Genomic DNA, 22971 nt, shown 5'->3' with positions numbered 1-22971 from the left:
CCTGCACGGCTGGCGTAATTTAAACAGCTGTATGGTCACCGAGCAGCTTTGCAACCCGCGGGTCAAGCGGCGGGGTAAGACTCGCGAAAAGCCACCAGGGATGAATTCTGGCACCTGCTTTAACCAACTTTTCAATAATAGATAAGTGATGCGGGGCGACACCTTCGTGTACAGTTGCCCACAGCGTTTGATCCAGCACCGTTCCGCCGAACTCATTCCTGGCTTCCAGCGGCGCTTTTCTGCGCAGTAAGATCTGACATGTTTCCGTACACCCATAGTAGGCTGCCCAGTGCAGCGCAGTCCACCGGCAGAAGTCTGTGGATGCAATACTCACTCCCTGATCCAGCAGGAACTCGACCACTTCGGCCCTGTTGTGCATTGCAGCCCACACCAATGCAAGTTCGAGCTGCTTTTCGGGATTGCTCCTGCAATCTGCCCAGGGTACCTGTACAGTTGGCGTTTGGGATTTCAACATTCCTCTTCCTCTTAAATAACCGGAAACCTCTCCAAGGTGCCCCAATGCAGCGGCCGCGACGATGGTATCTACCCTTGCGCCACGGCGCACCAGGGTTTCGGCGGCGAGCGGGTAATGAAATGAAATGGCGGTAAGCAATGGGGAACAATCGTTGTTGCAGCCGTTTACAGCCGCGCCGTAATCGAGCAGTTTTTCGACCAATGCAGTCTGCACACCTGCGCGCGCGGGATGCACGCTGGAAACGAGCAAGTCAAGCGTCGTGTGCCAGTTACTTCCATAAACATCCGCTGCAGCATCCACTTCGCTGCCTGCATCAAGCAGGATTCCGGCAATTGAGGTCGCATTCGTAGCAGATTTTTGCCTGAATTGTTCCACCCCGTTGGCAGCCAGGTAATGCAGAAGTGTCGCCCTGTGAGTGCGCGTGGAGCGGGTACTGATTAATGCAGGATCATCGGCAATCAGCCTGCTGAGTGTATGCACGTCACCGCTCACAATTGCATCTGCCGCCTGCTCAAACCGGCAGGTAAGAGAACTTTCATCGTCAAGCTCGGTAAGGTGGCTCTTAAATACACGGTAGTCTGCAAAACCATGCTGCCGGGCAATGGTCAGTCTGGCGTCATCCATGTTAAACTCGCTCGACGAAAGGTTAACCTCATTGAATTTGTGAGGATCAGGGTGGTATTTCAGCACGTACTTAACGGAGTGGTCATCCAGCTGAAGGTATGACTTCAGCAACTCCCGCGACTTTTGCTCGTAGCTCTCCAGCGTTGGCTGGATGACGAGAGGGATCACATCAGTGGTATTCATAATCGTTGCGGAGAGGTTGTAAAGGCTGCTGAACATGACCGGAAACTAAATTCTTGCACGTTCAGCAGCCGTTTAGGCAATAAAATAGGCCGGAAATCAGATTCTATTGATCCAACCTCCCACAAACTTATTATTCGGTAAACGCCCGAAACCACCGATACCCGTAAGCTTCCAGCGTAATGGTATGATTACCCTCGCTATCCACCTGACTTTCAATATTATTCATTAAATCAATGAGCCGTCCTGTACCTGCCTGCTCTTCGGGCACTACCAGCTCCAAAGATTGTGCCTGGAAATTGTGCCACACGAAGAGGATTTTGGACCGCCAGGTATATTTCATGCCGAGTATCTGCTTGTGGCCGGTATCCAGGATCTCCCAGTTACCGTAGCCGATTTCGGGACATTCTTTACGTAGGCGGATCAATGTCGTCATCCAGTTGAGCAGCGAGCCCGGATCGCGGCGCTGGCGCTCCACATTGGTATGTTCATAGGAATAATAACCGTCGCGCACCACCGGATTGACAAGTTTTTCTGCTTTTGAAAACCCGGCGTTATTTTCGGCTGACCATTGCATCGGTGTTCTTACTGCTGCACGCTCCGGCAGGGTAAGGTCCTCCCCCATTCCTATCTCATCCCCGTACCGGATCACCGGCGTACCCGGCAGGGAGAACATCAGGCTGTATGCAAGCTCGGTCTGCTGCCGGTTACCGAGCATCGGCGAAAGCCGCCTGCGGATACCTCGTTCGTAAAGCTGCATTTCCGGGTCAGGCCCGAAGCGCGCAAAAACCGTCGCACGCTCTTCTTCTGTGAGCCTCCCCAGATCCAGCTCGTCGTGGTTCCGCAGAAAATGGGCCCATTGACTGTTTGCCGGGATTTCCCTGGTTGCTTCCAGTGCTTTAATTAACGGTTCGGTATCAGACGTAGCGAGTGCCAGAAAGGTATATTGGTTTACAAAAAAATTGAACATCAGGTGGATCCCGTCCCCTTCGTCACCAAAATATTGCTTGCTCTCTTCGGGAAGTACATTGGCCTCGCCCAGCAAGACCGCATCGCCACGCCGCCATTGCAAAAACTGCCGCATCGCTTTGAGATGTTCAAAATGCATGACAGGCTTTTTCTCGTCCGGCCCCTGAGACTCCAAGATGAAAGGTACCGCGTCAACGCGGAAACCGGCAATGCCGAGTTCCAGCCAGTATCCCATAATGCGCGCTATCTCGGCACGTACTTCCGGATTATCTGTGTTCAGATCCGGCTGAAATTCATAGAAGCGGTGAAAATAGTAGCTGTTGGTTTTTTCGTCAAGCGTCCACGTGGCTTTTTGGACACCGGGGAATACCATTCCCTTGTTCCAGTTTTTAGGTCTTTTGTCTGACCAAACGTACCAGTCACGTTTCGGACTGTCTTTGGAAGACCTGGCATCCTGAAACCAGAGGTGCTTGTCGGAGGTATGGTTAACCACCAGGTCAATAATTACTTTGATACCCAGCTGCCTGGCTTTGTGGATGAAATTGACAAAATCCCCGCTCGATCCGTGCCGGGGATCCACGCCATAAAAGTCACTGATATCGTAGCCATTATCGCGGTTGGGTGTAGGTTGAAAGGGCGCAAGCCAGATCGTGTCGAGTCCCATTGCATGTAAGTAATCCAGACGGTTGCATAATCCCTCAAAATCGCCGATACCATCATTGTTACCGTCCATAAATGTTTCAAGGTCGAGGCTGTAAATGACCGCGTTCTTGTACCAAAGCTCTTCAAGCATCTTGTTTTAAGTTTTGTTGAGAAAAGAATTTTAATCAAAATCGGCCTGTACCCACTCTGCAATATCATTGGTATTGTGTGTAATCAGCTCGGGCGCATATATTTCGACAAACATCTGATTTTGTTCATCAAACTCACCCTCGCGCCATTCTTCTTCATCGTGCCGCCTGAATCTGACAAGCGTTCCATTTTCCGGCCATTTCATTTCCATAAATTAAAAAGCTGACAAATGCATGGTAACGTCACCATACTCTTGCCAGCTTACTGCGAAAACCTTGCCGGGCGTCCCTAAACTCCCGTTCAATTTTCCCTGCTATACATATTAAAGGCTAATAGATGCTTCTTGAAAATGGACTCAAACCGCCGCGCCTCATCCTCTTGCTTCGCCCGTTTGCATTCCTGAGCAAGGGTTTGCAGAATGTATAAATCTGTATTGACCTCCCTGCTCGCAGCACCTCCGTTTGCTTTGATCCACGTCAGGTTATCATCCGCTCGCAGCGCCATTGTTCTCGCAGAATCCAGCGCTTTCTTTTTCTCCCCAACGTCAAATAAGACACCCACAAAGCCAGCCGAAATCTGGTCGAACGGAATGGTATCGTCGGGCATTACGCGCATTGCTTTGTCTGCTACCTGGCGTGCCTTTTCTACTTTCCGCTCCGCAATCAGCTGCTCGGCAAGCCGCAGAAAAGATAGTCTTGCTGTAAACACCGGCGAGCCCCGGTAGGTATCGTCATAATAAACGCCTGGGTTACCGGTTTCTCGCCAGAAGGTCTTGTGCATCATGTTTTCGAACATAATATCAGAATTGACGTAACCGTCAGTGGCACCCGGAACACGCACAGGCAACAAGCGGTAGGCATATCCTTCAAGCTGTAAATACTCCTGCAAGCCGAGGTTATGCGAAGATCCCATGGTAGAGGAGAAATAGACAGGCCTTTTCCAATTGTTACTTGCAATGATATCCAGTATCACCAGATCACTTTTGATCAGGTCCTTGTTCCCGATCTGCCAGCTCATGGAGTCGGCAACAAATGGGACCAGGTCTTTGCTGACGATGTTCATTGCTTTCACATGCTTTGAATCAACGGGCAAAAACAGGTTGGCGGAAGGCAGGATCGAGGTCATATCGCCACTGGTAAGCGGCACCTGAATGGCCTTATTTTCCTGCTGGACCAGTTCCAGATATTCTTTCAGGTTTATCCCGGCTTTCACAGAGGGAATCTCGTAAAAAGGAATGAACTCGTTTTTGCCCCTCGCGTAAGCATTGCTATCGAGCGACAGCGGCAGTGCTTCCGATTTGTTTGTTTTCCTTTTCAGCTGACTGATGTACCAGTCAATGCCCAGGAAAGTCTGCACGCAAACACGCACATCCGTCCTGAAACCTTCCACCTCCTGAACATACCACAACGGAAACGTATCATTATCTCCGCCGGTAAACAGGATTGCATTCGGCGCGCAGGAGTTGAGCAGGTTTCTTGCAAAATCAACAGAGTGGTAGCGATTGCTCCTATCGTGGTTATCCCACCCTTTTGCAACCAGTATCACCGGTACCGACAAGCCCGCCGCAAATGCGATACTTGTCCTCAACGCATTTTTCCTGACCAGCCTTGCAAGCAGCGAAGCAACAGCCAGTACGCCGATCCCGATCCACATGGAAAAGACGTAAAAGGAACCCACGTAAATATAATCGCGCTCCCGCGGCTCGCTGGGTGGGGAATTCAGATAGAAAACCAATGCGAGTCCCGTGAGAAGAAACAGCAGGCCAAGTACCAGGAGATCTTTTCGGCTGCGCCGGTACATATAGAGAAAACCTGCTATCCCAAGCAAAAAAGGCAGCATCAGAAAATTATTGTGTCCCCGGTTCCCGGCAATGGACATCGGATAACCCGCCGCTTTCCAGGGCAAGAGCGTACCCGCTCCTTCCCGGTCACTTTCGCGGCCGACAAAATTCCAGAGAAAATAGCGCCAGTACATGTGACCGAACTGATGCGAAAACATATACGAAAGGTTTTGTCGCATGCCCGGTTGCTGGCCCGGGGCCAGTCCGGTCATTTGCTGGTAGAGCTGCGGATGCCCGGGCTGGGAGCTGTACATGCGCGGCAGAAGCATTTTGCTCCCGGGTGCGTATTCGTATTCCGGCCGGTAGTCGATAATGACATACTTTCCATCCTTTTTTGCGTAAACCGGTTCGCCGCGCTTCTGGCTTACCGGATTGGAGACGAAAGACGGGCCGTAAAGCAATGGGCGGCTTTCGTACTGCTCCCGTTTGAGATAAGATACAAAACGCAGCACGTCACTGGGATCGTTTTCATTGATCGGAGGATTGTACCCCGAGCGAACCAAGACCAGCACGTAAGATGAATAACCTGTCAGCAAGAAGGCAAGTGACAGCAAGGCGGTGTTCAACAGAACCCTTCCGGCTTTTTGTGACGAAAAGATTCCCCACGTCAGAATGCCCAGGAACAAGAATATGAAAACGGCAATTCCATAGTTATAGGGCAAGCCCAATGTGTTTACAAAGAAGATCTCGAATTTGCCTGCCAGGCCGGGAAGTCCGGGAATGATGCCTGTATTAATAATCCCCAGGATAGCCAGACCGATCAGAAAAGCGGCGGCACCACCGAGAAAAGTTGGTTTCGGGTATTTTTTGAAATAATAAATCAGTGCAAGCGCCGGTAATGCAACCAGGTTCAGCAAATGCACGCCAATGGAGAGCCCGACCAGGTAGGCAATGAAGATCAGCCAGCGGTTGGCCAGCGCAGGATCTTCTATTTTCTCCCATTTAAAAGCAGCCCAGATCACTACTGCTGTAAAGAAAGAGGACAGTCCGTACACCTCCGCTTCCAGGGCCGAAAACCAGAACGAATCGGACCACGCGTAAGCCAGCGCGCCTACTACACCGGATGCAATAACAAGTACCGATTCGTTGGGCAATAACTCACTTTCTGCTTTACCAATGAGCTTTAATGCGAGCAGGACAATCGTCTTGAACAAAAAGAAAATCGTGAAAGCGCTGCTCACGACTGACACCATATTGACCCAGTAAGCAACCTGTGTAGCATCGCCCAGAGCGAGCAATGAAAACAGGCGACCGATAAGCAGGAACAACGGAGAGCCGGGCGGATGCGGGACCTGCAATTTGAATGCGCAGGCAATAAATTCACCACAGTCCCAGAAACTTGCCGTACGCTCCATTGTCATGACGTAAGTGACCATTGTAACGGCAAAAAGCGACCAGGCGGTGTACAGATTGAGTTTTCGAAAGGGGATCATCGCGAATAGTTTTGGCCGGATTAGAAGATGGGCCAAAACTATTCAATGCATTTCTGCGGGTGTGTACCGGGTTTCTTAAAAAAAGTTAAGCCGATTAAGCAACTGCCGGGCTTTAACTTTCTTTAACAGAGGCAGCTGGCAATGTGGTTGCGCAGCTGCTTTAACGAGCGGCTAGCTGACAATAAGGAAGAAGATACTGTAAATGATCGACATCCAGAGCAACGAACCGGTTAGTACGGTAAGCACGACGGTTCCAAAGAATGGTAGCTCCGCAGGTTTCGCGTAGGTAATTGAGGTTTCCATTTCAAACAACACTTATTGATGATAGAAGAGATAATTGGACTATAAAGAGATAATACTACACTATGCTACTTTCCTGTTTTTGTAAATTTCGACTTTTTTAAACAATTCAAGAATATTTGTAACATTTAGCTTTTCAAAAATCCTTGCCTTATAAGTACTTACCGTACTTTCCTTGATATTGAGATCAGTTGCAATATCTTTTGTCCACTTACCTACAAGCAGCATATCCATAATTTCAAGCTCCCTGTTGGACAAGATTTCAAGCGGACTTTGTTTACTGTCTTTTTCAAGCATACTGTTGCTTACCAGCTGATGCTGAACAACCTTACTGATATAAGTACCGCCGCTCATAACAGCCGTAATTGCTTTTTCAAGTTCGTCATTGGACGCGTCTTTGGGCAGGTAGCCGCTCGCGCCGGCTTTATAGTAATGCAGGGCATACAGCTCCTCGTCCTGAGATGAGAAAATGAGGATTTTTACTTTGTTTTGAATACTCCTGATTTTGCCGATCATATTGAATCCTTCCCCGCCTGGTATCTTGATATCCAGTATCACCAGATCAAAGAACCGGCTTTGCAGGTGCCGGAGTGTTTCATTGAAACTACCGGACTCGACAATCGACACTTGCGTCATAAAATCTTCGATCAGCAGCTTCACACCCATTCGCACAATTGAATGGTCTTCAACAAGTAAAATTGTTTTCATCAAATAGATAATTGCTTTAAACCAAGTTAAAGTTAACTCATCGCAATGAGAAATGTTTGTAGAAATTTAACGACTAAGGATTATTCTTTGAAAAAATGATGTGAATCGAAGTTCCACGGGGAGTAAACGGCTGGGCCAGAAGCTTGGCGCGTATCAGCCCGCTGATTTCCTTTACGATCAGCAAGCCCATTCCGAAGCTCTGCGGATTGTGTTCCGGACCGGGAATCCTGTGCGGACTGTTGATCCATTCCATAATCCCAGGATCCATTCCGGGGCCGGTATCACTGACGATCAGGTGCAGCTGGTTGCGATGGTCTTCGCAGGTAATTTTGATTTGACCCTGAGAGGTAACCTTGTTCGCATTGTCGATCAGGTTGTGCAGGATAATGCCCACGAGTTGCAGGTTGCTTTTGAGGATTACACCTGATTCAACTGCATTGACAAGTGAATTGCATTGACTTTCCGCCTGTTCAGCAAAAATATCCAGCTTTTGCTCCACCAGTTCACACACATCCAGGTAAGCAAAGTTTACATCCGTATTCTTGTACCTGAACTCTGTGTATTCCAGCAGGTTTTTCATGAAATTATAAAGCCGGTAACTCGACTGGCTGATCGCACGCACCGTCGGCAGGTCGGGATAATTCTTGGCGAGGCGAGCGGTTGTAGTCATCAAAAAACGAAGCGGACTTTTGATATCGTGAGAAATACTCGCGAGCAAATGCTTCTGATGCACGAATTCCTCCTGCTGCTTGATCTGTGCCTGTTCCAGCTTTCCGATATTTTCCGTCAATTCAATAGTACGCGCGTCCAGCACTTCCATCGTCGCATTAAAGGAGCTGAAAAAGTAATAATGGATCAGTACCAGGAAGAAGAAATCATTGACAAGGAAAAGAGCCGCTGCAAAGCTTCCCGAGCCAAGCGGCCCGAGCGGGATCTCCGCCCCCACTGTATTCCCCAGGGCCAGATACAGGACAAATGCAGCCAGCGCGATGGCAGAATAGATGAGCCCGAGGCGGTTACCCAGTCCGTAAAAAGCACAAACACTGGCGATACCGGCATATTGTATTGTGACCAGGTTCAGCGTCTTGTCGACAATGAACAGGTTGGTCCAGAGGATGAACAGGAAAACGTTGACGGCTATATGAATGGCTAAACGCCAGTGTAATCCCAGGGTTAACGCAATGTAGAATAACAACGAAACGCAGAAGAGAACAGCGATCCTGACACTCTGCTGCTCGTAATCCTGTAAGAGAAAGAAAACCAACAAAACGCCGGTAGACAGAATCCTTAAATGAAGGATGTAAGCCAGCACGCGTATACGGACCCGATCTAACGTATTTACCTCAGTAGCTAGTTGTTTGCGGACCGGCCATTCCAGAAATGATGAACTCATGCGCAAAAATTACATAGTCGTCCCTTGTACCAACATTCATATACAAAGGGAGGGCAAAAGAATGCACATAAGTATGCAGACAGCCAAAACTAGCTAAAAATAACAAATAGCCATGTAGGGAAATTTCTACAAAAGAAATTAGCCAAATCCACGAGTAAAGTTCAGATGCTGTGCTATACTTGTATTGACAATGGTTACTGATACAAGCTATCGCAAAGGCGCATTGATGTGAACCGGATTGATTTGTTTATAAACGTTGAGTATATCTTACACCTTCCGGTTTTGCCGCGAAGGTGTTTTGTATTTGGCCGGCTGCCAAAAAGTTATTGTAATCGGAAGAGGAACGAGAGTACTTAATGCGGGATTGTAATGCAGGGCTTCTGGAAAGTCCCGGAAGATAAGCCAGTTTGGAGTCGGAAGCGGCTAGTTACCTTTGTCAGAATTTTCCTTAGCCTGCCTTTTCGATTTTTTCACTTCTCCCGGCGTGAATTCTCCATTAATCCATCTCACAAAATTCTTGGATTGAACCTGGTACACCTGCGCGGACAATGGTTTCAAATCTGACTTTTCGATCTCTGTAAGATAGTCGGCAAGAAGCCTGTTAATTTCGTCTAGATACTTACTCTGCGTTTTCATGCGGGTTTGTTATAGTGGTTACTGATTAAAGGAATTTTCCAACACTGAATGGACATTTTCGGCTAACTAACCGGTTACAATTATACTTTATTCATATTAAAGGCGGAGTGAGTTTGTGGTGAGGCGGCCAAAATCAAGGGTGTAGCGGCCCCTTCATGGGGGCACAATTATCCGGAGCCGGAGCGTGGCTGTTAACTGTAAATTCTAAATGAAGCTTTGCCCGCCTCGATTCAGCTCAGCGGGGAGACGCGAAATACTTCGGAAAGTCTGTTATTAAGGCTTTACATCAAAGCGATTGGCAAAGCGCCGACTTAGTCGCACACGCAAAAGCAGGCAAGCGCGGCCTTAACGCGCGTAAAGTTGAACTCTTGTGAATGTGCCGGATTGGAAACTTTCAGCTTGCTTCCGTCTGCCGACTTCTCGATAAGAAGCTTGATAGGATAGTTGATCATTTTAGCGCCGGTACCCGTGAAGTAAACCGCCGTAATGGAGCGCTTCTCACCTGCCGGAAATTTCACAGCACGAAAAACAATCTCGTAACAGCACCCACCTACAATCTTGTAATTGTCTCCGTCAGGCACCATTGAAATGCAACCCTCGGACCATTGTTCAGTTGGGGTGATCTTATCATCGGACTTACATCCGATAAACAGGACAATTAAAAGGGACGTGATGGATGCCAGCTTTTTCATATTGCAAGTGTTAGGAACAACCATGAGACCAGCATTTCGGCCAAAAGGTTGGAAAGCAGCAATGCCGGAATAAATCTTCCGGCATTGCTGCTTTCCATGGCTAAAAATGAATGCTACTTTCTCTGTCTCAGATACACATTGTTACTGATGGATTCCAGCCTGACGTCGGGCCCACCTCCTTTAAAGGTACCTTCCAGCAAGTACCCTACGATCGGGTTTTTGTCCTTTTTGGTTTTAAAATCAATATCAAGATCTGAATAAACTTCGCCGGTGATGGTCTTCATAGCCACGTTCGCCCCTTTGGAACCCAGCCAGCTCATATCCACATATCCGCTGATCGTTTTGGCGAGTACCGGGCTGCTCGCATCCTGGATATCAATGTTACCGTCTATCGTTTCCAGTTTCAGCCGGGCATTGCGCGGCAGGAAAACGTGGTAGTGGATTTCCTTGCAAACATACCGCGCATCGCCGTCCTTGTCTGTCCAGTAACCCGACTTGGTATCCGGACAGTCCGACTTACGGCTTTGTTTCAAAAGTTGCTCATCAAAATCGGTACTCAACTTCACCTCGTCGGCTGTCTGGCTGGACCGGATCAGCAGTGCATCATTCAGCCGGCCACCATTGATGGTAATATCCATTTTTACAAGCGCCTCCTGCTTATCCCAGTAACGCACCACGATACTATCGGCAAATTTCAGTTCAAGATTAACAGTTTGCCCGGTCTTAAAAGGCAGTACTTTTTCTACTTTCTTCTGCGCCAAAAGCGGAGCAGCAAAGAAGCACAGGCAAATGATCAGGTTTAGATTTTTCATGGTGGCTCAGGTTTATTTCTGTTTACGGATATATATGTTGCTGCTGATCGTATTGAGCTGAACTTCAACGCCGCCTCCATTGGTGCTGCCTTCGATGTTGTTCGCTCCGCCCAGTCTGGACAGCCCGTCTTTCGCGTTCTTCACGCCCAGGTCAAAGTCCGTATACATTTCGCCATTGATGGACCGCAGCTTCATGTTCGACTTTGCTGTGGCCGGAAGCGAAACGTCAATTTCTCCGCTGATCGTCGAAATAGCGGTCGGCTTGCTTTGGCTTAAACCGGAAAAAACCACATTTACATTGCCGCTCGTGCTGTTTGCGACAACAGGTCCGGTGACCTTGTTAAGATTGATATTCGCATTGTTGGTTCGGATTTCGAGATCTCCGTCCATATTAGCAACCACCACATTGGAGCCGCCACTCCAGTTGGTTTCCTGGAATAATACCGCGACCTGTTTCGGCAAGCGAATGGTATACTTGACGTCTTTGCGGGTAACTTTATCCACTTTCAAGGTATTGCCTTCTGTCACTACCGACAAGCCGATACCCGTGTTATCTACGCCAGAATAGTACAATGGCTTCAATCCCTTTGCTCGGTCAGGCGGGGCTTCATAGCCGGACGAGGCGGCGATAAATACTTCGTCACTGTTGTGGCCTTCGATTTTAATATCGGCGGCTGCCATTTCGATGACCACCTTCTTTTCTTTTGAATTGGCCAGCTTTGTTTTGAATTCAAGGTTCTGAGCGTCTGCCCGGGAAAGGCAATACAGTACACCCACACCTAATAACAGTGCATTTTTCATGGTTTTGATAAAAATTATGGATTGAAATTCGACTATAAACTTTGCGTATTGACCTGATTCAGCTCGCTCCACCCTTCTTCCGCTCTCAGGCGCACCACTTCCATTACCTTTTGGTTCTGAGCAATTTCCCTGAACTGGTCACTGGCGCGCTTTTCCTTGATCGACACCAGCGCCTCGATCAACGAGATCTGGATATTCGGGTCGGTCTGGATAGCCAGGGAGCGGATGAGCGCTTCATTCACTTCGGGCTCATTTTCAAAATGCACCAGTGCCTGACAAGCCGCGAGGCGCACATTGATATTCGGGTCAAAATTGAGGGTATTGATCAGCAGCTGCGTGATATCCCGGTCTACATTCGTAAGCTCGTAGCTCTGGTTCACCGCCTGTATCCGCTCGCTTGCCGAGGTAACATTCATTTTCTCGAACGAAAGCACATTCTTCATCGCTATCACCGGCGCGTCGCCATTCTCCGCCAGATCCGGGTTGCTACCCTTCATCTTGCCAGACTGAAAAAACCAGCCGCTCGCGAAACCAACAATGAGAAGCGCAACGCCCGCAGCTATCCTCACGAGCCAGCCTGCAAACCGCCGCACCGGTCCCTGTTTGGGTGGGTCCATTTCCAAAGCCAGCTTGCTGGTAAATGTAAGCGAGGGAAGCTCCTGGCTTGCTTCGGTAAAGTAGCCGAACTGGGCAGCGTGGCTCTTCAAATGAGGCGGTACCTGTTCATCGCGGAAGAACCTTTTAAGCTCCCGCTCCTCCTCCACACTGGTTTCCCCGTCGTAATATTTCTCTAATAACTTTTCAATATCCACTTTCATAATTGCTTGCTTTAAGGTAAGTCTCCCGTAGCTTCTGCCTGGCCCGGGAAAGGATTACACGAATATTCGCATTGGTCAGCCCTGTTACTTCTTCTATCTCTTCAAACGAATACTCCTCCACATCCCGCAGGTGCAGCACTAGCCTGTATTGCTCGGGCAATGCGTCAATAAGCTTGTGTATCAATGCAGTACCATCGTTGCTTTCCAGCTGCCGGTAAGGCGACAGTTCCAATGTTTGCACCTCGGCCAGATCAGCCCCGCGTTCTACCTTTTGGCTCTGGTGGGATTTGAGTTTGTCAAGACACAGATTTCTCGTCATCTGAACAGCCAGCGCTTCGATGCTCTGGTAAGTTTCAAGCTGCTGCCGGTTGGTCCACAGCCTCATCAACACATCCTGAATGGCATCCTCAGCCTCCTCCCTGTTGCGAAGGAACATCTGCGCCAGTCGGAACAGGCGGCCTTGAACGGGCAATATGCGTTGATTGAAAGCTTGTAAATCCATTTCAATGACAAAGACGATCAACCACGAATTTCGTTACAGACTACTCAGAAATATTTTCGGGAGACGTTCGGCTACGAACAAAATCCGTCCGCTTTTGAACAGAATAACATAGCAAAAAGGCGCTTTGAAGACGCCACGAGCAATTTAAGACAGGTGGCAAGACATTTGTCGACTCAGCTTATTCTTACACTTATCATCTTAGCCCGGGAATGATCAAAAACTACTTCAAGATCGCATTACGGACGCTGACCAAAAACAAGGTTTACAGCTTCATTAATATCTCCGGACTGGCTATGGGAATGGCCGTAGCGATGTTGATAGGATTATGGATCCACGACGAGCTATCCTATGACAGGTACTTCAAAAATTACAGCCGCATTGCCTAGGTCATGCAGCATCAAACGCGCAACGGAGACATCGACACCCAAAACTCGAATCCCTACCCGCTTGGCGAGGAGCTGAGGAGAAGTTATGGCAGCGACTTCAAGCATGTATTAATGTCGACCTGGATCAGCCCGCACATACTCACGTACGGCGAGACAAGGATCAGCAAAACAGGCCACTACATAGACGAGTCTGCACCGGAGGTATTTAGCCTCGAAATGATGCGGGGCACCTGGAAAGCGCTCAAAGAACCTTATTCGATCATCCTTTCTGAATCCGTAGCCAAAGCTTTCTTCGGAGATGCAGACCCGATGGACAAGGTTATCAAGCTGGATAACAGCACCAACTTGAAAGTGACCGGAGTTTTCAAAGACCTTCCCCACAATACTTCCCTGCATCAGGTGCAGTTCATGATGCCGTGGTCGCTGTACGAGATCGCGAATGCTTCGCTTCAAACGATGGAAGATCCGTGGAGGCCAAACAATTTCCAAATCTATGTGCAGCTGACGGAGCAGGCCGACATTGAAACTGTTTCAACCAGGATCAGAGATGTTAAAAAGAAACATATCCGGCCCGAGCAATTGACGTTTAAGCCCGCAGTTTTCCTTCATCCAATGGAAAAGTGGCACCTGTATTCGACCTTCAAGAATGGAAAACAAGTAAGTGGAAAAATCGAAAATGTCTGGCTTTTCGGACTGATAGGCACGTTTGTACTGCTGCTGGCGTGCATCAACTTTATGAACCTGAGCACCGCACGTTCCGAAAAACGTGCGAAAGAGGTAGGGATTAGAAAAGCGATCGGATCTGTCAGAAACCAGCTGATTGTCCAGTTTTTCAGCGAATCGTTTCTCGTTGTCGCATTTGCATTCACATTTGCATGCCTGCTGGTTTTACTGATACTTCATTTCTTCAATGAGGTAGCCGACAAAAAGCTCGACATGCTGTGGACAAACCCTGTATTCTGGCTGATCGGCCTCGCTTTCAGCCTCTTCACAGCCATAGTTGCGGGGAGCTACCCTGCGCTTTATTTGTCTTCTTTTCAGCCCATTAAGGTACTAAAAGGCACATTCAGGGTGGGGAGATTTGCGGCCGTCCCGCGGAAAGTGCTGGTAGTTGTACAGTTTTCAGTATCAATAGTATTGATTGTCGGCGCATTGGTTGTATACCGGCAGATTCAGTTTGCCAAAGACCGGCCCGTAGGATACGATCGCTCGGGCCTGATCACGATCTTTCTTTCCACGCCAGATATTCATACTCATTTCGACGTGGTCAGAAACGAGCTGAAAGGAGCCGGCGCGATTGCTGAAATGGCCGAATCCAGCAGTCCGGCCACTAACTCCTGGTCGTCTACAAGCGGACTCAGATGGAAAGGAAAAGACCCTGCATTATCCGTCGATTTCTCCTACAATGAAGTATCTCACGATTACGGAAAAACGGTCGGATGGAAGTTTATCGGCGGGCGCGATTTCAGCCGTTCCTTTGCCTCTGATTCCAGCGGCCTGGTGATCAATGAAGCAGCCGCGAAATTCATGGGACTGGAAAATCCGGTTGGTGAAGATTTAATGTGGTTTGATGAGCCTGTGAGGATAATAGGCGTTATCAAAGATATGATCGTCGATTCACCTTATGAACCTACCAAGCCCCTGATCTACAACCTGGGCAGGGAGCAGGGAGGTGTGATCAATATCCGGCTTGCTCCGGGGCTGAGTGCAAGTGCCGCTCTGGCGCAGGTAGAGCATGTTTTCAAGAAGTATGATCCCGGCGTGCCATTCCAGTTCAGCTTCGTTGACCAGGATTATGCATCCAAATTTTACGACGAAGTGAGAATTGCCAAACTGACTACTTTCTTTGCTGTCCTGGCCATATTGATCAGCTGCCTGGGACTTTTCGGGGTCGCCTCATTCATTGCAGAGCAGCGCACGAAAGAGATCGGAGTACGGAAGGTGCTCGGCGCAACGGTACTGAATGTCTGGGGAATGCTTTCCTGGGATTTTGTGGTGCTTGTTATTGTCGCATTCGTCATCGCAGCGCCTGTCGCTTACTATTTCCTGAATATCTGGCTGCTTAAATACAAATACCACACAAACATTTCCTGGTGGGTGTTCGCGGTGACGGGATCGGGAACATTGCTGGTAACCCTGGCAACAGTCAGTTTCCAGGCTATCAAAGTAGCCATGAAAAACCCGGTCCGCAGCTTAAAATCTGAATAGCAGCTTACCTGGTGCCAAGCAGCAACCGCGTAGCGTTTCACGCTTGTGATCAGGTGTTAATTTTGGGAGAAGACTTTGTGTTGTACGGAATTGCCTTAATCAGCCTTGTATGATTAAATTCTTCAATCGTGCGAACGTTTTCAGGTGAGATAATCCCCCTGTTGATCCAGTTGACAACAGTTTCAACATTCCGTATATTGAACCGGCTGCAATATTCTTTGATCGTGACCCATTCAGTAAGGTCTACCAGCTCACCCTGACTGATCAGAAATGACTGTGCCTCCCGGATCGACTCATCTGCGGCAGCGAGCAATTGCTCAATTTCATATGCCAATTCTGTTTTTGTTTCCATGATTCTGGGTTTTAAGATTTCAGCGTTTTTCAAGTTTTTCCAATAGCTCAATCGCGTCTTGCAAAGTCTCAATCTTTTGCCAAACCTTTAATCGTTGATCTTCTGTCATTTCAGAAGAACGATCATTAAGAAGCTGCTTCAACGCAGCCAGGTGCATTCTGAGAGTAAATAGATACATAGTGCGCGTTATTTAACTAAAAATAGGAATTGTTTGGTTAGCAAACAAAAGTTTACACCTGACCGGAAGATATGCGATTGTTAATTCTAGTTCTGGCAAATATCACGACTGTCGCATTCGGGCAAAGTCAACCTGATTGTGCTTCGGAAAGTTACCGGGACAGCCTTTTTGCACTCTATTCCCGACGCGCAGATCTGTTTCCTATTGAGCACCCGGGCCGCGCGCAGACTTACGATTCCCTCATTTCCATTTGTCCGAATATCGCAGAAGCCTATCAGGAAAAGGCCCAGCATTATATGGTTCTCAAAGATTTTGAACAGCTGTTCGCCAATATGGACAAAGCTGTTGAACTTGATACAAACCGCTGGCTGCCTTACCGCGGCTATCTGCATTGCATTGTGGCCGGCAATTATGAAAAAGCCATCGCAGATTTCCAGGAGGCTGAGAAGCGAATGCCCCACGCATTTACAATGGATCATTCTTTCTCGTTTTACAAAGCCATTGCCTGGATGCAGCTCGGTGATTTTGAGAAGGCGGAGATTAGCTTTTTACAAGATATAGCTACGCAAAAAAGAGGCGAAGGCAAAAACGATATCCACTATAACACATTGCTGTACTTCGGGATCATGTACTATCTGTCGGGGGAGCTTGACAAGGCGCAGGAGCGGCTGAATGAATGCCTGCAACTGTATGAGCAGCACCCTACCGCCAACTATTACATGGGACTGACGCTCAAAATTATGGGTAACAATCGCCAGACCACGTATTTTCAGAAAGCCCGGCAGTACATAGAAGAAGGCTACCGGATCAATGAACCCAATTCGCACTTTGCACCATATCCGCGGCAGGTAACGCTTAATGATCTGGAAAACCAGTGATTACGAAAACTTCTCTTCGATCCAGAACGCAGCGAAGCAGATCATCAGCCACATAAACCATACCCATCCCGGCAATGCACGTGAAGCAGTCCTGGATGTTGATTCAGGTTCGCCGGTAACCCCCGACTGCCTTTCGTAAGTACTTACCAAAGTGGATATGCGAGCCAGCTGTGCTGTTTCTGAATCATTTTCAACAAAAATCTCCGCCGGCACTGAATCCTGTAATGCGACCCAGCCCGATTGCACCGGTATAAACTCCGCGCTGCCCGCACTGAGATTAAAAGGCGATTTGGAAGGAAAAAGGGTATCCGACCCGATTGGCAAAATGCGCGGCAATGCAGCGAAACTATTCAGGTCCAACCGTGCTTTTACCCCTTTAATAACCGGTGCTTCAATTTCCAGATTGTGGGTCCCGACGGGTTGTAAATTGGCCAGAATGGTATCCCAAACCTTCTGGTATGTGACCGAGTCACCTGCCAGTTGCATCGGGAAAGTTTCATTCAGCAGACTTACAGCCACATTACCGCGACGTTTCTCAACAGCAACCGGCATTCCTGCAACTTTGATCTGATTAGCAGCAGTAACGAATTGAAAAGGCAGAGCGTCCAGCTGGGGCAGCACTTTTACGGCAGGCTCGTTTGAAATTTTGCGCACCTGAAAACGGGTACCTACAACCTCATTAATGCGCCTGATTTCAGATTCAGGATCGGTGAGGCCAATAAAAAGAACACTGGCTCCGCCTGCCAGTGCCTTCTTCACAGCCGCGGAATTAGCATTGGCTGCATTGGTGATGACCAGATCGGGCGTCTTGGCCGCATTGATTTTAACACTCGATTTCAGATCCTTCGCAATCGCGACATCATATACCACGGCATGTCCGCTCGTACCCAGCCAAGCAGCCAGGTTCCGGCTCTCAAAGTCGGGACTATCCAGGATAAAGCGCGCCGCGAGCGGAGTAGCAGGCCTGGCAAAAAAACGGAGCGTATCCTGTTGCTGACCATCAATCCCCAATGTGACCATTATCCTGCCTGCTGCAAATGCGGAAAATCGGAGCTTAAATTGATTTTCACCCTCGATCAGCTTGGTACTATCCAGTGTATTCCTGCCAAACCCAAGTTTAAGCACCTGCTTTTTAGTAGATACAAGCCGGCCGGACACTTCCTGCATTTCACCTTTGCGCAGTATTCCCTTCCATTGGAGACGCACAAACCGGTCAGGCTTATCATACTGTATCCACCTGATCACCGGCGGCGCCACAGACAATGGTAAGCTGGTAAACAAACGCGGCGGAAACTCTGTCCCCACGAGCAGCAAGGTATCCACCCCCGCATGCGCAATTTCCTCAACTGTAACCACTTCCGCCCGCCTCAGACTATCCTGCAAATGGCGCAGAAAAGCAGCCGGAACTTCACTTCCGGCCAGGATTCCGGTAGTAACTCTCGCCTTTAAGGTGAGCTGTGGCTGTAATATAAACGCGATCACACTCAGCCATAAAATTACATTCAGTAGCAGCTTCAATCCAGCTCTCCTGCCATTGACAGGGCGATTCTTGAAAGCGAAAATCCCCCGCAGCAATGTAGCCAAAGCCGCGATGATCGCCGCTGCCAGGGTAATCAGGCTTAATGTGTCAGACCAGTCGAAATCAAGTTGGATCATTCAAATTCAATTTGTCAGCTACTGAAGCTTTTTCCAGAAAGCTTCTTCCAGCTTTTTGTCAGCCGCATACCCTTTATATCCCTGCACCCCACGGTTGGCATATTTGTACAGGCCGGTTTTTAATTCTTCCTTTTCTGCCTTGGAGAGCACTTTACTGCTCACCAGTTTTTGCAATGCGGCAATCAGCGGCCAGTTCTGCAAGCCGCCATTAAACGGACCTGCCGAGATCAGCCGGTCGCTCAGCTCACTTCCGGCGAGCCGCAAACGTGCCTGACTGTTTTTATCGGTTTTCACACGGTCCACAAACCCGAGCACTTCGGCGGCAAGCTGCGCAGTTTGCTTTTGGTCATAGATTTTTTCGGAGGTAAAATCCGCCGCTATATCTTTTAACTCGCCCGTAAGCCGCTTCTCTTTTTCCTTGATCGGCGGCGGATCGTAGCCGCTCTTTTTGGCGTAAGTCCGCGCTTTCTGTTGTGCCGATTTCAGGTATTCTAACGCCTTATGCTCAAATGGAAGCGCCTTTTCAGGTTCGTACATCCGCAAATGCAGTTCCGACTGCCACATTTGTTCCAATGCCGATTTCAGCAAACTCCTGGTCGACTGCTCGTAAAAGGTATTTGTTTCGGCATCGTCGTGCGAATGCGTGTACTGCTCCATTAAAGCAGCCAGCGGGTCTTTCGATTCGGTGGGCGGCGCAGTTTTCCCGTGATCGTGTCCATGGTCACCGGCATTTCCCTCCGCCTGGTGCTGTTCGGCTGCTTCTCCTGTTCCGTCAGAATGGTGCGTGAATGCGTCTATGATATTACCTTCCGGGATTTCGCCGGGAGCCCCACCGCCCCCAATATTGGTTTCAAACTCTTCTCCCAAATATTGTCCATACCGCAGCCGTAGCAGCTTCTGATCATACCCTATCTCATTTGAAGCCGCGTTAAATGGCTTTTTCTCCAACTTTCTTCTTTTTGCAATCAGCTTTTCAGTATCAATAATGATCTGCCGCTGGCTCCGGAAATATTCGGGCATGATGTTGACTGCCATCGTAGCTAGTTCCGCTTCTTCAATCCGCGCAGTGTCTTTATAAACCAGGAAGTAGGTATCCGATTTGGTAAAATTACCCTCGGGCAACCGGTTATCTACCGCCGCCCAATAATAGTAAAGTTCATCGCCGGGTGTAAAGTTGAGCTCATTCAGGTTAATTGTTTTCTGAACATTGGCTTCTTTGAATTGATTGGGACTCAACGGAAATCGCATTTCCCGGAACTTCACATTCTCCCCCGAACCCCGTGCGACCGTAGCAACGATAAATGCCTGTCTGACCTGAAAATCATCCGATATCCTGGCTGAAACGCTGAGTGTTTTACTGTCTTTCAACAAATGGTATTTATACAACTCCTTCGAAGCCGGCTCTATCTTGGGGGCAAGGTCGGGGATTGCATCAAGCTTGTAAAACTCTGACTGGTAAACCAGTGAATCCTTCCAATAACCTTTAATGGAGTACAAACCCGAACCTGCAAGCCGGTCGGAATATTGAAAAACAGTACCTTTCCTGACAAAGCGCACTTCCTCTCCCCGTGCATTGGCCAGCTTAACAGTCAGCTTATTTGTGTTGCTAAACTCCACCTCCCAAACTAGCTTCGAGCCGGTAATGGCCGACACATTCAAATCTTTTGAATCCGTTTGCCGCAGCCCGGTGTATGCAGGCGGACTTACAGACACTTCCGCCCGCACGAGCCGGGGCGCAATTTCGGGCGCGTTCGTCCGCTCCTGCTGAACAAGCCCGGTATTTTGGCCCGCCGGTTTATCAACTGAATTCCATTGAGGATGGAGAAAATAAATGGTGGCAGCTATTACGAGTACGCCAGCATAAGGCGCCATTCCGGAGTACAACTCACGGTAAGGAAAGCTGATCTGGTTTTTCGAAATCCGCTCCAGCTGCATTTGCTCAGCCAGGTTCAGCTCCTCTTTTTCCAGCAAATGCAAGCTGTATTCGGTTTCGCCCGTGTAGCGATGGATCAGTGCGATTGCACCGGATTTTTTGCTTTCATATAACTTATTTTGCCAGATAGCGAATGCAAAAACAAGTCCCGAAGCAAGCGCAGCATACGCGACAGAAGCAAATGTAAAAACAAGCAGAAAGGCCGCGACTGCGAGCGATACACAGCGGATCAATCCGGCTGCAAAAAGCTGCACCGACACCGAGCTGATCAATTTGTTCAGACTATGCATAACGTGCAAGGGTCGATTTACGCAATACAAGCCACCTTTCTAACGCTGTTAGTAAAACGAACGCAAGCAAGAGCCACTTCCGGAGTTCAGCTGCTTCCTGTGTTTGTGGCATTTCAACTTCTTCAAATAATAAACTTAACTGCTGTCTGCTAAGCGGCTCTTTCCTGTTTTTTAGTTGGTAAAAAGAAGTAAATATCTCCCCTAGCCATTCCGGCAACCTCCCATTCCGAACCAGGTCGGACGAATTCAAAAGCAGGGAGTCAGTTACGTAAACTACATTACTATGTTGCGGCAAATCCGCTGTTTTTCCCGAGATCACATAGAGGGTTTTTGCCGCGGTCTTTGCTGGTTTTTGATCAGACAATATCCAATCGTACACATTGTCTGCATTTGCTTTCTCATCCATTTGAAAAGGCAAGCTGTAAACCTCAGTAAGTGCCTTTACAGCTGCCATAACAGACTGTCTTTCCGCAGGATTTTTATAGTCAATCAATAGTTTCAGATCACCAGAATGCACCGGCTTCGAAGCGAGCCGTACTGTTGATGCTCCGTTCTGCGCAACTTCCAACAGGCCACTACCAGGATTGACAAACAACCTTTTACCATCATTCAACTCCATATAACTAGCCGGCTGCATCGAAGCAGAATCAGTGAGCATATACAGGCTGAACTTACCTGGCACAACTACTTTGGGTATAGAAAGCAGCTGCTGGTCTGCCACGAGGTAGATGCTCGTTTGTCCTTTGGCCAGCTTGTTAATGCTTTTCTGAATGTATTGTACAGGATTACCCACCTGAGGTATCTCCGAAGTAGAGCGCAGTGCCTGCTGATCGGGGCTGATCCAAAAAACGTGCTCGCCTGCCTTCAATGCATTTTCAATCTCAAACCGGTAATTATTCACAACCCTGGCATCCGCCTGCACGAGATGCACGCGCTCTTGTGCTGCATTGCTTTCCCACCCATGCAAAACCGGCTGACTGAGTAACAATGCAAGCAGGATAATCAGCAAACAACGAATGAGCAGCAGCAGGATCTCGTGCAAACGGATACCTCTGTGTTTGAGCGAGCTTTCGTCCACCAGCCACCGCGATGCTGCCCAGGCAATTACCTCCCCTTTTTTTTGGTACCAAAAGTGAATAGCGATCGGCAATGCGACCCCTGTAATTCCCCACAGCATCCACGGTTGCAGCAATTCCATCAGCCTTTTCTTTTGGTTAAAAATGTTTTTAACACCATTCCGATCGGGTCGCTTAATCTGGCTGTGATCAAATGCACAAACGGGATCTGCAAGTCACTTTTAAGTTTCTCAAAATATGCCTGTGCCGACGTCACGAATTTTTCGCGGACAGAAGCAGCGTCAAGCTCCATTTCTCTCCCGGTTTCCAGATCTTTAAATCTGTAAAAACCACTTAATGTAAAGTCAAGCTCCTGATCGCCCAAAATCTGGAAAATCACGATCTCGCGATGCGGGTTTGCCAGTGAACGTATTACTTGCATCCATTCCGCATCAACCTGCAACAGGTCACTCACCAGAATCAACTGCTCCTTCTTATTTGATCGCAGCTCGGTCAATTTCCCTTCTTCCCCTTCCTCCATCCTCCATTCTCCCCTAGCCTCCGCCTTTTCCAGTCCCACCAGCATCTTCTGAAAAGCCTGTTTGCCCGAAGCAGATGAACCTGCCGCGCATATGGTTTCCAAACTGCCGTTTTTCAAAGCATACAAGCTCATCTGGTCATTTTGAATGTAACCCAGGTAAGCAAGCGAGGCAAGCAGTATCTGTGCATATTGAAGCCTGCTAACGCCATTTTCGGCATAATTCATGGAGCCGGAAAGGTCAAGTAAAAAACGTAGCTGGCGGTCGCTCTCGGTGGAAGACTCGCGGACAAGATGTTTGTCGGTTCTTGCAAAAAGCTTCCAGTCGATCCGCTTGGGATCGTCGCCAGGCTGGTAGTGCCGGTATTGTTCAAATTCAATGCCTATCCCCGACCGTTTGCTGGCGTGTATACCGAGCATCAGCTCCTCGCTCACCAGCTTGCCGGTAAGTTGGAGGTTTTTGAGCTTTACCAGATTCGCTGCCAACAAGCCGTTTTGCTTTGCCATACCTGAATGTGAATT

At 48.6% G+C, this 22971-nt stretch carries 22 protein-coding genes; 3 read left to right on the top strand and 19 right to left on the bottom strand.

Annotated elements, in window-relative coordinates; all coding sequences use genetic code 11:
- Positions 1-19 precede the first annotated feature (19 nt).
- The 13 genes from ASG33_RS14715 to ASG33_RS14660 form a co-directional block, all read right to left on the bottom strand.
- Entirely contained in the window at positions 20-1282 is a 1263-nt protein-coding gene (locus tag ASG33_RS14715; RefSeq protein ID WP_056288462.1) for an ankyrin repeat domain-containing protein, read from the bottom strand.
- A 130-nt stretch (positions 1283-1412) separates the two neighbouring features.
- Positions 1413-3041 carry an alpha-amylase family protein gene (locus ASG33_RS14710; RefSeq protein ID WP_056286745.1) on the bottom strand — a complete coding sequence of 543 codons (1629 nt, stop codon included), beginning with the start codon at positions 3039-3041 and terminating at the stop codon, positions 1413-1415.
- A 30-nt stretch (positions 3042-3071) separates the two neighbouring features.
- Complete coding sequence (locus ASG33_RS14705; protein WP_157474779.1) at positions 3072-3245, bottom strand: hypothetical protein; 174 nt, start codon at positions 3243-3245, stop codon at positions 3072-3074.
- A 95-nt stretch (positions 3246-3340) separates the two neighbouring features.
- Positions 3341-6313 (bottom strand): DUF2723 domain-containing protein, encoded by a 2973-nt coding sequence (locus ASG33_RS14700; protein ID WP_056286739.1) that lies wholly within the window; start codon positions 6311-6313, stop codon positions 3341-3343.
- Positions 6314-6484: 171 nt separating this feature from the next.
- Positions 6485-6616: a hypothetical protein gene (locus ASG33_RS26165; protein WP_255356508.1), complete on the bottom strand. Its 132-nt coding sequence runs from the start codon at positions 6614-6616 to the stop codon at positions 6485-6487.
- 60 nt (positions 6617-6676) lie between these two features.
- Complete coding sequence (locus ASG33_RS14695; RefSeq protein ID WP_056286738.1) at positions 6677-7321, bottom strand: response regulator transcription factor; 645 nt, start codon at positions 7319-7321, stop codon at positions 6677-6679.
- A 73-nt stretch (positions 7322-7394) separates the two neighbouring features.
- Positions 7395-8714, bottom strand: a complete 1320-nt coding sequence (locus ASG33_RS14690) for a sensor histidine kinase KdpD (protein WP_056286734.1) — start codon at positions 8712-8714, stop codon at positions 7395-7397.
- 423 nt (positions 8715-9137) lie between these two features.
- Positions 9138-9350: a hypothetical protein gene (locus ASG33_RS14685; RefSeq protein ID WP_056286731.1), complete on the bottom strand. Its 213-nt coding sequence runs from the start codon at positions 9348-9350 to the stop codon at positions 9138-9140.
- Positions 9351-9661: 311 nt separating this feature from the next.
- Positions 9662-10042, bottom strand: coding sequence for a hypothetical protein (locus ASG33_RS14680; RefSeq protein ID WP_157474777.1), 381 nt, complete (start codon positions 10040-10042; stop codon positions 9662-9664).
- Positions 10043-10155: 113 nt separating this feature from the next.
- Entirely contained in the window at positions 10156-10854 is a 699-nt protein-coding gene (locus tag ASG33_RS14675) for a hypothetical protein (RefSeq protein ID WP_056286726.1), read from the bottom strand.
- Positions 10855-10866: 12 nt separating this feature from the next.
- Positions 10867-11655 (bottom strand): DUF4097 family beta strand repeat-containing protein, encoded by a 789-nt coding sequence (locus ASG33_RS14670; protein WP_056286722.1) that lies wholly within the window; start codon positions 11653-11655, stop codon positions 10867-10869.
- Positions 11656-11687: 32 nt separating this feature from the next.
- Positions 11688-12473, bottom strand: coding sequence for a HEAT repeat domain-containing protein (locus ASG33_RS14665; protein WP_056286718.1), 786 nt, complete (start codon positions 12471-12473; stop codon positions 11688-11690).
- On the bottom strand, positions 12457-12975 hold the full coding sequence (locus tag ASG33_RS14660; RefSeq protein WP_056286715.1) for an RNA polymerase sigma factor: 519 nt from the start codon (positions 12973-12975) through the stop codon (positions 12457-12459). The genes ASG33_RS14665 and ASG33_RS14660 overlap by 17 nt, the downstream gene beginning before the upstream one ends.
- Before the next feature lie 209 nt (positions 12976-13184).
- Here ASG33_RS14660 and ASG33_RS26215 point away from each other — a divergent pair, with 209 nt between their 5' ends.
- Together ASG33_RS26215 and ASG33_RS14655 are read left to right on the top strand one after the other, a co-directional pair.
- The gene (locus tag ASG33_RS26215; RefSeq protein WP_310589203.1) at positions 13185-13361 is read left to right on the top strand and encodes an ABC transporter permease; all 177 of its coding nucleotides are present in this window, start codon (positions 13185-13187) and stop codon (positions 13359-13361) included.
- A gap of 3 nt (positions 13362-13364) precedes the next feature.
- Entirely contained in the window at positions 13365-15569 is a 2205-nt protein-coding gene (locus ASG33_RS14655; RefSeq protein WP_310589202.1) for an FtsX-like permease family protein, read from the top strand.
- Between the two features lie 49 nt (positions 15570-15618).
- Here the strand turns inward: ASG33_RS14655 and ASG33_RS14650 are convergent, their stop codons facing one another.
- Positions 15619-15921, bottom strand: coding sequence for a hypothetical protein (locus ASG33_RS14650; protein ID WP_157474775.1), 303 nt, complete (start codon positions 15919-15921; stop codon positions 15619-15621).
- Between the two features lie 19 nt (positions 15922-15940).
- Positions 15941-16099, bottom strand: a complete 159-nt coding sequence (locus ASG33_RS25800; protein WP_157474773.1) for a hypothetical protein — start codon at positions 16097-16099, stop codon at positions 15941-15943.
- A gap of 71 nt (positions 16100-16170) precedes the next feature.
- Here ASG33_RS25800 and ASG33_RS14645 point away from each other — a divergent pair, with 71 nt between their 5' ends.
- Complete coding sequence (locus ASG33_RS14645) at positions 16171-16977, top strand: tetratricopeptide repeat protein (protein WP_056286710.1); 807 nt, start codon at positions 16171-16173, stop codon at positions 16975-16977.
- Here the strand turns inward: ASG33_RS14645 and ASG33_RS14640 are convergent, their stop codons facing one another.
- Genes ASG33_RS14640 through ASG33_RS14625 form a run of 4 tightly spaced genes read right to left on the bottom strand, consistent with a single transcriptional unit; the run spans position 16978 to position 22956 of the window.
- Entirely contained in the window at positions 16978-18633 is a 1656-nt protein-coding gene (locus tag ASG33_RS14640) for a hypothetical protein (protein ID WP_056286708.1), read from the bottom strand. It abuts the gene before it with no gap.
- An 18-nt stretch (positions 18634-18651) separates the two neighbouring features.
- The gene (locus ASG33_RS14635) at positions 18652-20856 is read right to left on the bottom strand and encodes a DUF4175 family protein (protein WP_056286705.1); all 2205 of its coding nucleotides are present in this window, start codon (positions 20854-20856) and stop codon (positions 18652-18654) included.
- On the bottom strand, positions 20849-22054 hold the full coding sequence (locus tag ASG33_RS14630) for a BatA domain-containing protein (protein WP_056286702.1): 1206 nt from the start codon (positions 22052-22054) through the stop codon (positions 20849-20851). The genes ASG33_RS14635 and ASG33_RS14630 overlap by 8 nt, the downstream gene beginning before the upstream one ends.
- Positions 22054-22956, bottom strand: coding sequence for a DUF58 domain-containing protein (locus tag ASG33_RS14625; protein WP_056286699.1), 903 nt, complete (start codon positions 22954-22956; stop codon positions 22054-22056). The genes ASG33_RS14630 and ASG33_RS14625 overlap by 1 nt, the downstream gene beginning before the upstream one ends.
- Positions 22957-22971 lie beyond the last annotated feature (15 nt).

The organism is Dyadobacter sp. Leaf189 (assembly GCF_001424405.1).
Lineage (GTDB): Bacteria > Bacteroidota > Bacteroidia > Cytophagales > Spirosomataceae > Dyadobacter.
This window is presented reverse-complemented; position numbering and strand designations above follow the sequence as displayed.

What these genes read in the sequence shown, in the direction of transcription:
- ASG33_RS14715 (WP_056288462.1), bottom strand. Translation starts at nt 1,282, where the DNA reads ATGAATACCACTGATGTGATCCCTCTCGTCATCCAGCCAACGCTGGAG.
- ASG33_RS14710 (WP_056286745.1), bottom strand. Translation starts at nt 3,041, where the DNA reads ATGCTTGAAGAGCTTTGGTACAAGAACGCGGTCATTTACAGCCTCGAC.
- ASG33_RS14705 (WP_157474779.1), bottom strand. Translation starts at nt 3,245, where the DNA reads ATGAAATGGCCGGAAAATGGAACGCTTGTCAGATTCAGGCGGCACGAT.
- ASG33_RS14700 (WP_056286739.1), bottom strand. Translation starts at nt 6,313, where the DNA reads ATGATCCCCTTTCGAAAACTCAATCTGTACACCGCCTGGTCGCTTTTT.
- ASG33_RS26165 (WP_255356508.1), bottom strand. Translation starts at nt 6,616, where the DNA reads ATGGAAACCTCAATTACCTACGCGAAACCTGCGGAGCTACCATTCTTT.
- ASG33_RS14695 (WP_056286738.1), bottom strand. Translation starts at nt 7,321, where the DNA reads ATGAAAACAATTTTACTTGTTGAAGACCATTCAATTGTGCGAATGGGT.
- ASG33_RS14690 (WP_056286734.1), bottom strand. Translation starts at nt 8,714, where the DNA reads ATGAGTTCATCATTTCTGGAATGGCCGGTCCGCAAACAACTAGCTACT.
- ASG33_RS14685 (WP_056286731.1), bottom strand. Translation starts at nt 9,350, where the DNA reads ATGAAAACGCAGAGTAAGTATCTAGACGAAATTAACAGGCTTCTTGCC.
- ASG33_RS14680 (WP_157474777.1), bottom strand. Translation starts at nt 10,042, where the DNA reads ATGAAAAAGCTGGCATCCATCACGTCCCTTTTAATTGTCCTGTTTATC.
- ASG33_RS14675 (WP_056286726.1), bottom strand. Translation starts at nt 10,854, where the DNA reads ATGAAAAATCTAAACCTGATCATTTGCCTGTGCTTCTTTGCTGCTCCG.
- ASG33_RS14670 (WP_056286722.1), bottom strand. Translation starts at nt 11,655, where the DNA reads ATGAAAAATGCACTGTTATTAGGTGTGGGTGTACTGTATTGCCTTTCC.
- ASG33_RS14665 (WP_056286718.1), bottom strand. Translation starts at nt 12,473, where the DNA reads ATGAAAGTGGATATTGAAAAGTTATTAGAGAAATATTACGACGGGGAA.
- ASG33_RS14660 (WP_056286715.1), bottom strand. Translation starts at nt 12,975, where the DNA reads ATGGATTTACAAGCTTTCAATCAACGCATATTGCCCGTTCAAGGCCGC.
- ASG33_RS26215 (WP_310589203.1), top strand. Translation starts at nt 13,185, where the DNA reads ATGATCAAAAACTACTTCAAGATCGCATTACGGACGCTGACCAAAAAC.
- ASG33_RS14655 (WP_310589202.1), top strand. Translation starts at nt 13,365, where the DNA reads ATGCAGCATCAAACGCGCAACGGAGACATCGACACCCAAAACTCGAAT.
- ASG33_RS14650 (WP_157474775.1), bottom strand. Translation starts at nt 15,921, where the DNA reads ATGGAAACAAAAACAGAATTGGCATATGAAATTGAGCAATTGCTCGCT.
- ASG33_RS25800 (WP_157474773.1), bottom strand. Translation starts at nt 16,099, where the DNA reads ATGTATCTATTTACTCTCAGAATGCACCTGGCTGCGTTGAAGCAGCTT.
- ASG33_RS14645 (WP_056286710.1), top strand. Translation starts at nt 16,171, where the DNA reads ATGCGATTGTTAATTCTAGTTCTGGCAAATATCACGACTGTCGCATTC.
- ASG33_RS14640 (WP_056286708.1), bottom strand. Translation starts at nt 18,633, where the DNA reads ATGATCCAACTTGATTTCGACTGGTCTGACACATTAAGCCTGATTACC.
- ASG33_RS14635 (WP_056286705.1), bottom strand. Translation starts at nt 20,856, where the DNA reads ATGCATAGTCTGAACAAATTGATCAGCTCGGTGTCGGTGCAGCTTTTT.
- ASG33_RS14630 (WP_056286702.1), bottom strand. Translation starts at nt 22,054, where the DNA reads ATGGAATTGCTGCAACCGTGGATGCTGTGGGGAATTACAGGGGTCGCA.
- ASG33_RS14625 (WP_056286699.1), bottom strand. Translation starts at nt 22,956, where the DNA reads ATGGCAAAGCAAAACGGCTTGTTGGCAGCGAATCTGGTAAAGCTCAAA.